The organism is Paenibacillus tabacirhizosphaerae, from assembly GCF_040812395.1.
Lineage (GTDB): Bacteria > Bacillota > Bacilli > Paenibacillales > NBRC-103111 > Paenibacillus_E.
In genome coordinates, this window is sequence record NZ_JBFNXH010000017.1 from 83,761 (window position 1) to 95,666 (window position 11,906).

General features: G+C 37.6%; 11 protein-coding genes. 8 read left to right on the forward strand and 3 right to left on the reverse strand.

What is annotated here, in order from left to right:
• Positions 1-7: 7 nt before the first annotated feature.
• The 6 genes from ABRS97_RS23170 to ABRS97_RS23195 all read left to right on the forward strand — a co-directional run bounded on the left by ABRS97_RS23170 (position 8) and on the right by ABRS97_RS23195 (position 3,276).
• A complete protein-coding gene (locus tag ABRS97_RS23170) occupies positions 8-388 on the forward strand; it encodes a hypothetical protein (RefSeq protein WP_367817768.1) in 381 nt (126 codons plus the stop codon).
• A 46-nt stretch (positions 389-434) separates the two neighbouring features.
• Positions 435-878, forward strand: coding sequence for a hypothetical protein (locus ABRS97_RS23175; protein WP_367817770.1), 444 nt, complete (start codon positions 435-437; stop codon positions 876-878).
• A gap of 17 nt (positions 879-895) precedes the next feature.
• A complete protein-coding gene (locus tag ABRS97_RS23180; RefSeq protein ID WP_367817772.1) occupies positions 896-1,192 on the forward strand; it encodes a hypothetical protein in 297 nt (98 codons plus the stop codon).
• A gap of 17 nt (positions 1,193-1,209) precedes the next feature.
• The gene (locus ABRS97_RS23185) at positions 1,210-1,656 is read left to right on the forward strand and encodes a hypothetical protein (protein WP_367817773.1); all 447 of its coding nucleotides are present in this window, start codon (positions 1,210-1,212) and stop codon (positions 1,654-1,656) included.
• A 74-nt stretch (positions 1,657-1,730) separates the two neighbouring features.
• Positions 1,731-2,156 carry a hypothetical protein gene (locus ABRS97_RS23190; protein ID WP_367817775.1) on the forward strand — a complete coding sequence of 142 codons (426 nt, stop codon included), beginning with the start codon at positions 1,731-1,733 and terminating at the stop codon, positions 2,154-2,156.
• 244 nt (positions 2,157-2,400) lie between these two features.
• Positions 2,401-3,276: an alpha/beta hydrolase family protein gene (locus ABRS97_RS23195; RefSeq protein WP_367817777.1), complete on the forward strand. Its 876-nt coding sequence runs from the start codon at positions 2,401-2,403 to the stop codon at positions 3,274-3,276.
• A gap of 250 nt (positions 3,277-3,526) precedes the next feature.
• Here ABRS97_RS23195 and ABRS97_RS23200 read toward each other — a convergent pair whose 3' ends face one another.
• Positions 3,527-6,958, reverse strand: a complete 3,432-nt coding sequence (locus ABRS97_RS23200; protein WP_367817779.1) for an nSTAND3 domain-containing NTPase — start codon at positions 6,956-6,958, stop codon at positions 3,527-3,529.
• Positions 6,959-8,201: 1,243 nt separating this feature from the next.
• Between ABRS97_RS23200 and cysD the strand changes: the two genes are divergently transcribed.
• Both cysD and ABRS97_RS23210 read left to right on the forward strand, forming a co-directional pair.
• Positions 8,202-9,125: a sulfate adenylyltransferase subunit CysD gene (cysD, locus tag ABRS97_RS23205; protein WP_483312490.1), complete on the forward strand. Its 924-nt coding sequence runs from the start codon at positions 8,202-8,204 to the stop codon at positions 9,123-9,125.
• Positions 9,013-10,866: a GTP-binding protein gene (locus tag ABRS97_RS23210; protein WP_367817781.1), complete on the forward strand. Its 1,854-nt coding sequence runs from the start codon at positions 9,013-9,015 to the stop codon at positions 10,864-10,866. The genes cysD and ABRS97_RS23210 overlap by 113 nt, the downstream gene beginning before the upstream one ends.
• 372 nt (positions 10,867-11,238) lie before the next feature.
• On the opposite strand, the gene ABRS97_RS23215 is transcribed toward ABRS97_RS23210, so the two are convergent.
• Positions 11,239-11,592: a type II toxin-antitoxin system PemK/MazF family toxin gene (locus ABRS97_RS23215; protein WP_367817782.1), complete on the reverse strand. Its 354-nt coding sequence runs from the start codon at positions 11,590-11,592 to the stop codon at positions 11,239-11,241.
• Positions 11,570-11,767, reverse strand: coding sequence for a DUF2281 domain-containing protein (locus ABRS97_RS23220; RefSeq protein WP_367817783.1), 198 nt, complete (start codon positions 11,765-11,767; stop codon positions 11,570-11,572). Before ABRS97_RS23220 ends, ABRS97_RS23215 begins: the two co-directional genes overlap by 23 nt.
• Between the last annotated feature and the right edge of the window lie 139 nt (positions 11,768-11,906).

Sequence of the window (11,906 nt, forward strand, 5' to 3'; positions counted from 1 at the left end):
ACATTGGTTGTATACAAATAATGTTTTGCAAAGTGCAATACGTCTTAGCCGCCAAAATAAGCGTCAGAAGAGTTGGTTCGTTTTACGCTATGAATTTATTCCAATGGGGGTAAAGGATTATGCAGCTTTATGCAAAGAATATTGGGATTATGAAACGCAAAAAAGTGAATATACGTATGCCACACATTGGTTAATCACCTTATGTTTTTATGACCACAATATCCCACGGATTCTGATAACACCTACAGCAAGTGACGGGAGTAGCCCAAGTGTTGCACCTGTTGGGATGACTGTGTATGATAGGGGAAATCTGCCGCCATTAGATACTGTTTTGAAAACTTTTAAACAGGATGTGGAAACAATGAATAACGATGAATGCTGGAAATGAATTCAATAAAACATGGGAATTTATATAAGGTGGAAAGTGAAAAATCATGAATCAATCAAGGTTTAGAGACAAAGGTGAAACTCTGTATGATTTTCTTTTAAAAAAGGACATTTTGATGGAGTGTCCATACTGTTTTAGGTGTGCAAAAGGAGTCAGAATATCTGAAGAAAGGTATCAGTACAAATTAATTTGCACTCAATGTGGACTTATCACGAATCCAAATATCGTTTCATGGGGCAAAGGTTCTTTCAGGGGCTTGAAACTTTGGTTAAGAACTAATTGTTGTGGAAATGTTCTTTGGGCATACAATAAAGAACATTTGTCCTTTTTGGATGGCTACATTAATTCATCGTTGAGAGAACAAATGCCAAACAAAAATCAGAGTTTGGCGAGTAGACTTCCTGATTGGATAAAAAGTTCAAAGAATCGTTTAGAGCTTTCAAAAGGTATAGCAAAGTTAGAGAATAAGCTTAAACAATGCGAAACATAGTGAGATTGAAAAGGAAAATGGAAGATAGAAGATCAGCGAAAGCCAAAATCGAATGGTATAAAGACCCAAGTCGCTATCCGTTAAATGTGTGGCTACGAGACATTATTGTAAATTACGGTGAGCTTAAGGATAGGACATTTACTGGACAATCTTGGACTTTTTTGGTAAGAGTTACAAGCCTTGTTGAAGATTCGTGGAGTATATACGCTGACGTTGCATTTATTGTTGATGAAGCTCCTTGGCATTTGCTTGTAAAGGGATATAGTTTCAATTTATGGGCAGGAAGGGAAATTGCAACGGTTAGTATAGAATAACGGAGGAAAAGTTATTTATGTCAGATGTGATATTAAAGCTAATTCCTAAAGACCCTGAATTTGTTCCAAATGAAACGAAATTAGGGAAAGCAAAGGATTGGATAAATCTCAACGTAAGTAATGAAAAAACAGAGTACATTGAGACTGATGAAGTACGTTTTATAGACCAAGGTGAAAATTTCGAAGGTGTCAGTTGCCCATTGTGCTTCAGTAAAATTGAAATTGATTGGTGGAGTGCAGCTATGGATAATGCTTCTGAATCCTCATTTCACAATCTAAGTATGGTTACAGATTGTTGTAATAAAGCTACATCTTTAAATGATTTGAACTATAAGTGGAACGCAGGATTTTCACGCTTTTCAATTGAAATCATAAATCCCAAGGACGATTTAACTTTAGAACATATCGAATGTTTAGGGCAATTGCTGGGATGCCAAATTAAAAAAGTGGTTGCGTATTATTAAATAAAACATAATTTGATTTAGAACTGTTAATTCCAATAAATCATGTTTTGAACATTCATTTAGGTGGGCTGAGAATGGGTATAATGAAGAGAATCAGTATTTTAGCGGTAGTGATTGGTATTGTAGTCGATATGCTAGGAACTATGATTACGTCGAGTATATTCACTGTAATTTATGTATTGACCAATCATTTAGATATTTACAATATAAAGGCACTTTACAATAACAATTTGTATATTTCCTTATGTATGATTATTGGTGCTATATTTAGTGTTTTAGGTGGGTTTGTTGCAGCTCGAATTGCAAAACAATCCAAATTGATGCATTCATCAATTATTGGCTTGGCATGTGAGTTGCTGGGTATCTACACCATTCTTTTTGGGAAAAGTATTTTACCAACATGGTATCATGTAATAGGATTCATTATTACTATTCCACTCACCTTATATGGTGGATTTCTTGGCATAAAAGTTAAGAAGATGAAGAATATCGGAGCTTAAGAAGAACAAGGGGAAGTGCTCAATCATATAGATACCAAATGGATGGTTATCATGAAAGGTATCTTACGAAGAATGCTTAAGAGCTAGCTTATACAGGTATTGAATGTGAAACATGTCTTTTCTATTTTAGCAGTACTGGAATTACTGTCAGCGTCCCGAAAAGTATTTCAAATTTGTTGAATGCACATGGAAAAATCACCACTGATTCTAAAGTAAAATTGTGAATGTGAGGGTCTACTTTTCAATGATAAAAAATGTGCTTATCTTACCATTCATTTGTTTACTTTTAAATTCTTGTTCATTGAACCATTCTACCTTAGATAATGGGATATCAAAGAGTTTTGAATTAAGCAGAGAAGGGTTCCGTACAAAATTGATAAAAAATGAGCCAGCACCTCAAGAATATTCCATAGTTAGACCTCCAAAGGGGGGGTCGGAAATTAAATATAAATCAGGTGATTTAGAATTAAAAGCTTGGTTATCTGAATATCCTAATGACGGAAATCTACATCCTGCAGTTGTTTATGTTCATGGGGGATTTTCTTTTGGAGAAGAGGATTGGGAGGATGCAAAGAGGTTTCAAGATGCTGGATATATTGTTTTAGCCCCAATGTTAAGGGGAGAGAACGGAAACCCAGGGAGTTTTGAATTATTTTTCGGCGAAGTTGATGACGTTATTTCTGCTGGGAATTTTCTGTCATCTTTAAAAGATGTTGATCCTAAGAGAATTTTTTTAACAGGTCATAGCTCGGGTGGAACGATATCAATGCTCGTTTCTATGTTACCCTCTACATTTAGGGCAATCGCTGCCTATGGAGCTGCACCAGAGCAAGAACGGTTTTTAAAAAGTGGTTGGGATAAAGTTGCTCCTTTTGATGTGAAGGACATAAATGAAGTGACAATTCGATCACCAGATAAATTTATTCAGAGTATCCAGAAGCCCCTGTTCGTTTACGTAGGTAAAAAAGATACAGATCACTTAAAAGAAAACTATAGCTTTGTTCAAACTGCAAAGAAAAATGGTAAGAATTGCGATTATATTTTAATAGAGGGTAATCATTTTACTTCGCTGGACAAATCAATTTTAGATAGCATAAGTAAATTTAATAATATGCAATAATTTTTTTAATTTGGGTAATTTTATATAAATCACAAGAATCAATATATCCCTTTCACCGTCTCGATACATGTGGAGTGTGTCGTATCATTACATAGGATTATCAATTAAAAGGGGCGCCTGAGCCTTAGTTGTCACATGCAACAATAGCCCTCTGCCGCTTTTCAGCGATGGAGGACTGTTGCTTTTTACTTAATCGTTAAGAAGATGAGTTAATTGCTTTCTTACAAATACCAGCTCGAATAAAATAGAATCACACTAACACAGCGGGCTTTATTGTTGAGTAATCACCATTAATAAATTGGGAGTATATACCCTCAACTTCTCGCAAGAATTTTAATGCTGAGTCATAGACTCCAAATTCTTTGAGCAATTGAACATCTTTAATTTTGTATACCGAGACGCTCCAATTATCACCATTTTTGCGCGCAAGGTCGCTTTTTTGTAGCCTTGTTAATATTCGTTTCGTGATTCGAGGTGGAAAATCACTGTCCCAAAGTTCCGAAATCCCTAGATGCTCAATCATGCAAAGTTCATCACTTAGTGAGTTGCAAAAATAATTACCTGATGCGGTATATTCAAACATTAATTCACTAAAGGATATAATGTTTAAAATCTTGCTAGTATCGTCGCCTTTCCCCAACCGATCGAGATAACTTTTAATCATTGGGGCAACAAAGGTCTGATTAAAGTGGTAAGGGTTCAACTCTTCGAACATTCTATACATATGGCCCTCCCACTCATAGTTCTTAAAAAAATATGGAAAGCAATCAGCATATAAAATATTTGTTTGTTTCTTAGAATTATGGTGAATTACTTGTTTTAATTTATTGAAATTTTCTCCAAATATATCTTGATAGAATGTTTCTAATTCCTCTTTTTCACTGTCAAAGCAAATAATAAACGCATTACAGAAAATGAAGATTGGAATATTGAGAAAACGTATCCATTGCTCATCTTTAATAATCAGGTATTTATATACAACTTCGCGTAATTGTTCATTATTTTCTAAATAGGTTGTATAAACGTCACTTGTTAAGAATTGGTTTGCACGTAAAACTGGTTCGTCCCTATATATAAACATAGCTAAGCTTTCAGCACAAAAGCCTACAAGTTTGTTTAATAATAACTGATCTCCTTGAGAGATGTGTAACAGAATTGAGTGGATGAGATTAATTTCCTGTTCTGGGATATGTGGGGTAGGGACACATAATACTTCGATAAGAAGATTAATCGACTCTTGTGTTTGTAAAAGATTATGAATATATCGCGGTATCGAAGTCTCCAGTACGGTTTTCAATAATTCTTTAATGGGGTAATAAAGACCACTATTTGTGATAATTTCATCAATTTGCTCATCATCTAAATATGTTTCTGAAGGTCCTAGTAGCCAATTCTCTGCGTCTTCCTTAACACTTTCTAGAGTCTGTTGATTCAAATCAAGTTTGCCTTCTGATGAATTATTTGGTTGTACTTTTTTGTCAGGAGCCAAGTAGGGTTCTCTTCCACACAAGTTATATATTTTCCTCCCAAATTGTTTAGTATAGCGTAATCCAAATTGTTTCAGAAGTTCTGGAGCACTATTGATGAGCATATCTAGTTCAAATTCCATTCCAAATTCATCGAGAAAATCCATCTCCAAAAGAATCGTACTTTTCAAGTTACTCTTTATTTTTTTATAATAAGTCTTATAAAATAAAGAATACTCTTTTGGAAATACATTCTGAAATTTATGCATTGCTTTATAGTGGTAAATACTAAAGGCATTTTCGTAATATTTGCTAATGATATTTTTCCCCACGAAAATCATCCCTAATTTTACACAACGTTCAATAATATCAGGTAAATTGTGCAAGTCCTTATACTGAGCTTCTAGATCGCCATGGCCCATAGTTAAGCAATATTCAGTTATTTCAGTTTCTAAAAAGTGGTACAGCAAAGGATGCTTTTTTGGCTGACAGCAACGAAGTAAATGGAAGAATCGGTCTAAATTCCCTCCATTCTCTTCAAAAAGATCAATATCCCAGTTCCAGCTTCCATCATATTCTAAGATACTGCCATTATATTCGTGATAGTGTACAATGCAATGTTGTATGATAAGATCTGTTATCCTATTACTGCAAAAATCGGATACATGCTCAAATAGAAATTGGAGCTGATTATAATAAACACAGCACTCTACGAGTTTCGGAACTAAGCTCTCGCAATTTTTCTCTAGGTATCCATATAAGAAATCCTGTACAGCGGGCATGTTGAATTTCAATAGTACTGCTTCGTATTCCTCGTTGTAAAAGGTCTTAATCATTGTTTTCTCAAGCTCTGCAATACATTCGTCAATATTCTTAACTTTCGTATGGATGCTTGAAATCATAATATATTTTTCATAGCAGTGCTTCATACTTTCCAGATGCATGGGGGTTGACGAAATCAGCAAAAGTAAAGAAACAAATTGTGATTCAGCAGAGAGATCCATAAAGATAGATTCCCAAAATTCTTCTGGATTATCGAAATAGTCACTTAATAATTCGTAATATTCTTCAGGTGTGCAATTATTTTCTGATTCGTTATTTAAGAATAGCGCGAGTACCCTTGGATTGTAATTCTGATGGTGTACAATCCAATCAGTTTTCATAAGTAAATAGTTAACATATTCATACTCAAGATTTGATGCGTAGAGATGGCTATACAGGATACTAGCTTTCTCATCGTCCCCGTATTCCTCAAGCGTACATATTAGTGCATATTGGTCCAGCGTTTTTCTTAATAAGGGATGTTTTTGTAAGCCTTGCTGTAAAATGTACTCGCGGGTCGTCAGGATTAGGCGTTTCTCTCCGTGAAATTCTACTATACGATTAATGAGTTTATCTAATCGGTTTTCATCGTTTCGGCGTGTTTGTTCTCCTAAGAAGATACTCCCCCAAAAATCATCTAAAATAATAACTTGTTGTTTTCCATCCTCCAGCATTGCATATACATCATGAATGGAATTGGCCCATACGAATCCATCTAGGTTGTTTGGTTGAAGATAAGCTAAAGCCAAAATATAGGCCATTGTAGTTTTGCCTACCCCGGGTTCTCCCGAAAGAACAATTACATGATTTTGAGAACACTTACGCAGAGCCTCATAATAAATCTGTGCAGGGACAAATGTTTTAGCAGCCTTAATTGCTTCCTTTAATTCTTCAGAGGATTCTCTGTAGGTAGCGCGATGCACAGATTCGACCAATACCTTTTCCAATATATTCACATTGGGATACCATAGTTTTGGATACCTGAGTAATGTTTGTTTGTGTAGGGGATCTTCGAGAAAACCGTTCATATCTTTGTTACTTAGAATATCATGATTATTGAGAATAAATCCTTCAAACAGTTCAATAATTTGATTTTCTTCAGGTGGGGAAAAGTCCATAGAAACCCCTAATATATATCGATCAGGTTTTAATTTACGTACTTTGGGTAATTCAAGATTTTTTAGGTCACGATATAGTTTTTTAAAGTCGGATTGATAGCGCTTAACTTGAACAATGATTTTCAAGTCGCCATCAACATAAAAACCATCAATCCCCATATCACGTCCTTCTTTGTACATTTTCAATGTAATACCATCTTTTACTTGGATAATATCACATACTAACTTTTCAAACTCGAGGGGCTCAAGTAGTGAGTGGAAATCATATTTTGACACAGAATTCCCTCCTAAATAAATTGAATCTACTACATTAGAAAAATAAACTGGAAACCCAAATAAAGGGTTTTAAACTATCTTACGTTATATTAGTATTGAATTCTAGTAAAGAGTTAGTTCCCTTCAGTTCCAGTCAGCAGCCAAGGTGATTGGAGTGACTGAGCGTCTAAATAGACCCCAAAATATGTTGACGCTGCACACCCCACACATGTGGAATCGGTTGCAATGCTTGTTCGAAATGAAACAGTTGCCGTGAAGCCTTATTAATATAGGTTTTTCAATGAAACAGAGGGTATAAATTAGTGATACAGCAGTGATTTTTTAGCCATTGGTGTAAAGTTGCTGTAAAAGTGTAACACCAATGAACCCAAATCAGCGGAAACCAATAGAAAAAAGCGTAAAACAGGGCGCATTTTGAATAAATTGTTATAGTCCTAAAGAAAAGAACCCGAACGATGGTACAGCAATCGCTCGGGTTCTTTATCTTCTTTACGATTTTTTAAATGGAATGATCAGATCGAACTTATTGGCAGCTTCTTTATCCGCCTTTGATAAAACATGCCCATAAATGTTCATCGTTGTCGCGATGTTGGCTTGTCCCAGACGTTCAGAAATAATTTTTGCATAAACATCCTGGTTAATTTATAAGGTGGCAGAAGTATGGCGCAAATCACGAAATTTAATGTATTTTAATTTGTGTTTCTTTAAGAAGCCGCGAAACCACAAATAGGGGCTTTCCGGATAGAATGCTCTGCCGTACTGATTACAGAAAAAAAAGAAATGATCATTATCACGGGTTTTCTCCAATCCATCCCATTCTTGTGTGCAGTATTTGCGATATTCTTTTAGTTCTTCCAATACCGCGTCAGATTGAGTAAAAGATTAATAGAGTTGTTGACGGATTGGGGACGCGAAATCTTGCGTCCCCAATATTTATGTGAAGAAACTTTAATTCATTACGAGTAGAATATTTAATGTTCGCATGGATAAAATGAACAGGGGTTAGACACCCCCACGCTTTTCCGAACCTTTTCCATGCAAGCGTAACAAAGCGAACTTTAATGCCACACAGTGATTATTGCGACAAAAAAGTGACACTCTCGGAAAAAGTACGACATTATTCGAGGAAAATGTTAGAAATATAGAGAATTATACTTTCTTCCACTTTGCATAAAAGCTAGAATCTGATAGGATATAAAGAAATACAATAGATTTAGTGAGAATTAAAAGGAGGCACCTTTCCATGCAAAAACCGATGCTTGATTCCATACAAGAAATGACGCATCTGGATCAACTCGAGGCTGAAGCGATTTATATTATACGAGAAGTAGCGGCGGAATGTGAAAATCCCGTGATGCTGTATTCGATTGGGAAGGATAGTTCCGTGATGCTGCATTTGGCGCTGAAAGCTTTTTATCCGGAGAAGCCGCCATTTCCTTTCATGCATATTGACACCACGTGGAAGTTTAAAGAAATGATCGAGTTCCGCGATCGCAAAGCGAAAGAATTCGGAATCAACATGATTGTCCACTCCAATCAGGAAGGGATTGAACAAGGGATCAACCCTTTCGATCATGGTTCCGCGTATACGGACATTATGAAAACCCAAGCCCTGAAACAAGGATTGGACAAGTACGGATTTACGGCTGCGTTCGGTGGTGGAAGACGTGACGAGGAAAAGTCGCGTGCGAAAGAGCGGATTTTCTCGTTCCGGAATAAGAATCATGCATGGGATCCGAAAAACCAACGGCCGGAAATGTGGAAGCTTTTCAACACAAGAATTAATAAAGGAGAAAGCATCCGCGTCTTCCCAATATCCAATTGGACAGAAAAAGATATCTGGCAATACATTCGCAGAGAAAACATTGATATTGTCCCTCTCTATTTTGCAAAGGAAAGACCCGTTCTCGAACGCGATGGGCATCTCATCATGGTGGATGATGACCGCTTGAAACTCGAACCTCATGAGAAAATTGAAATGAAGAAGATGCGGTTTCGTACATTAGGCTGCTATCCTCTTACTGGCGGTGCCGAGTCGGAGGCGGATACGATAGATGCCATTATCGAAGAAACGCTTGGTGCGGTTTCATCCGAACGGACAACTCGGGTTATTGACCAAGAAGCGGCTGGAAGTATGGAAAGACGTAAACGGGAGGGCTATTTCTAAAATGAAGAGTCTGCTTAAATTTATAACTTGTGGAAGTGTGGACGACGGAAAATCCACCTTGATTGGACATATGCTTTATGAGGCAAAGCTTTTGTTCGCCGACCAGGAAAGAGCATTAGAGCTGGATAGCCGACTTGGTAGCCGCGGCGGAAAAATTGACTATTCCTTGCTTCTTGATGGATTACTGGCCGAACGTGAACAAGGGATAACGATTGATGTGGCCTATCGGTATTTTACAACGGATCACCGTTCATTCATTGTAGCGGACACACCGGGACATGAAGAATATACACGTAACATGGCAGTAGGCGCATCCTTTGCGGATCTTGCCGTCATTCTTGTGGATGCAAAAAAAGGGATAATTACCCAAACCAAACGCCATACCCGGATTTGCGCACTCATGGGAATTAAACATCTTGTATTAGCTGTGAACAAAATGGATTTAGTGGATTTTGATCAAAAGAGATTTGATGAGATCAAAGAAGATTTCTTCCAAACGAGCGCTGCATTTCACTTTCAAAGCATTCAGGTGATCCCTGTTTCTGCCACAGAAGGGGATAACATTACCAAGAAATCACAACATACCCCTTGGTATGAGGGCCTTCCTTTGTTGCCGTATTTAGAAAGTGTGGATGTTCATCATACCGACGATAAGAAACAATTTATGATGCCAATTCAGCGTGTATGTCGACCGGACCATACGTTCCGCGGTTTCCAAGGCCAGATTGAGGCTGGAAGCATCGCGGTCGGCGATGAGTTGACGACGCTGCCTAGTCGTGAGAAAGCGAAAGTCAAACGTATCTTAGTGACAGACCAAGATCGGGATTCAGCGCATGCCGGACAACCCGTAACCATTCAATTGGATCGTGAAGTCGACGTTTCGCGGGGCTGTGTATTTACGAAAGATGATCAAATCCAAGAAGCGGATCGTTTTAGCGCTACGATTCTTTGGATGGATGATTCCGTACTAACTCCGGGTAAAAATTATTTGGTCAAAGTAGGAACGAAAGTCCTGCCCGGTACCGTGACGGCAATTAACCATAAAATCGATATTAATACTGGAAAAACGGTTTCAGCCGATCATATTGTCAAAAATGAAGTGGCAAAGTGTGAATTTTCTTTATCGGACAGTATCGTTTTTGATTCCTTTGAACAAAATAAGAGCATTGGCGGATTTATTCTGATCGATCGTGTAACCAATATGACATCCGCTTGCGGAGTCATTGACGAAGCCCTTCAAGGATCCGACAGTTTGGTAGGGCTAGATACGGAAATCACCAGAGATGTTCGCGCTCAGCAAAAAGGTCAAAATCCGTTAACCCTCTGGTTCACCGGTACGGTTCCGGATAAATCAACGCTTGCGAAGGAAGTCGAAAAACGATTGGTATCGACAGGCCACCATACCATGTTACTGGGGAATGGCCAGGGAGAATCATTGCAGCGATTAGCAGAAGTTGCAAAATTGATGAACGATGCTGGACTTATTGCATTGGTATCGAATGATTCCCCGATCGAAAATGACCGAGAAACCGCGCGAGGCATCATTGGCAAAGAATATATTGAAGTTTATGTAAATGGTCCGCTTGCAGGCAGTTCAAGCACAAATGATACACCTGGGAACCCGGAAATCGAAGTCGATACAAGCAAGTCTTCAATCGAAGAAGCTGCAAATTATGTAGTGAAACGAATTATCAGATATTTAATCAATGAGAGTAGTCGTGGACAATTCCTGAATTTCTAATGCTTAAACAAATCGACGTAATGAAATAGTCTTTGAGAAATAGTATCCCTACATCACCGTGAATAGTGATGTAGGGATATTTTTTACGTCCGTGGCATGGGGCACTTGTTAAGGCCTCTCCTAAACCAACTAAAAGCAGCCTAATTGAACATATTCTGAACATCAAAAACCCAATAAAATCAAGGCTTCAGCGGATTATAACAGTCTCTATAAAACTCGCTTTTTGACCCGCATACGGTGCACACAGAAGCGGTAGTATCATTTATATCGAATTGATAAATAATCGGGATGCCTGAACCAATGATTGTTACTTACACAGCAAACAGCCCCTTACTGCTTGAATGAAGCAGTAAGGGGCTGTTTGCAGGTGGTTCATTCGTTAAGCAAATGCATCAGTTGCTGTTTGACCTCCGAAAAAAAAGGAGTCTTTAGATGCCCAAATTTTTTAATGACAATTTGATTTGAAAATGTATATATCTTATCTGCGCGAACAGCGGACGTAGCACGCAATTGTCCCTCATCAAGGTCATCAGTGGTTATTTGTATCGAATAAGTCTTATTGATCAAGTTAGAAGTGATTGCGGCAACGACAAGATCGGACTGGGATCTGTTATAGGTGGTGTTTGACAAAACAAGAACTGGACGCTGCTTTGTAGTTGACATATCGCTATATGGAAATGGAATCAGTAGGATATCACCCTGACTATACATTATTCCAAACCTCATCGTCTACTGGATTGTTCCAGAAATCCATGCTAGTCATACTGGCTTGTTCAAGATTTTTTAATGCTTCCCGTTCTCTTTTCGCATTCAAATATCCAATAAAGTCAGCAATCTCGATTGCATCTTGTTCGGGTATATGATCAATGATTCGTTTTAACTCTTCTCGGTTAACACTCACAGTATCACGACCTTTCGGATCTATCTTCCTTTTATTGTATCATAAATGATCCCGAGTCTAAAAGACGGTTTATCTTGCTTTTGGATCTGCTTACTCGACACACTGCTAAATGAATAGTTTAGTGAAAACGGCTAGGATA

Coding starts and splice junctions, on each gene's coding strand:
- ABRS97_RS23215 (WP_367817782.1), bottom strand. CDS start 11,592: ATGAGGTTTGGAATAATGTATAGTCAGGGTGATATCCTACTGATTCCA.
- ABRS97_RS23175 (WP_367817770.1), top strand. CDS start 435: ATGAATCAATCAAGGTTTAGAGACAAAGGTGAAACTCTGTATGATTTT.
- ABRS97_RS23195 (WP_367817777.1), top strand. CDS start 2,401: ATGATAAAAAATGTGCTTATCTTACCATTCATTTGTTTACTTTTAAAT.
- ABRS97_RS23210 (WP_367817781.1), top strand. CDS start 9,013: ATGCCATTATCGAAGAAACGCTTGGTGCGGTTTCATCCGAACGGACAA.
- ABRS97_RS23180 (WP_367817772.1), top strand. CDS start 896: ATGGAAGATAGAAGATCAGCGAAAGCCAAAATCGAATGGTATAAAGAC.
- ABRS97_RS23185 (WP_367817773.1), top strand. CDS start 1,210: ATGTCAGATGTGATATTAAAGCTAATTCCTAAAGACCCTGAATTTGTT.
- cysD (WP_483312490.1), top strand. CDS start 8,202: ATGCAAAAACCGATGCTTGATTCCATACAAGAAATGACGCATCTGGAT.
- ABRS97_RS23190 (WP_367817775.1), top strand. CDS start 1,731: ATGGGTATAATGAAGAGAATCAGTATTTTAGCGGTAGTGATTGGTATT.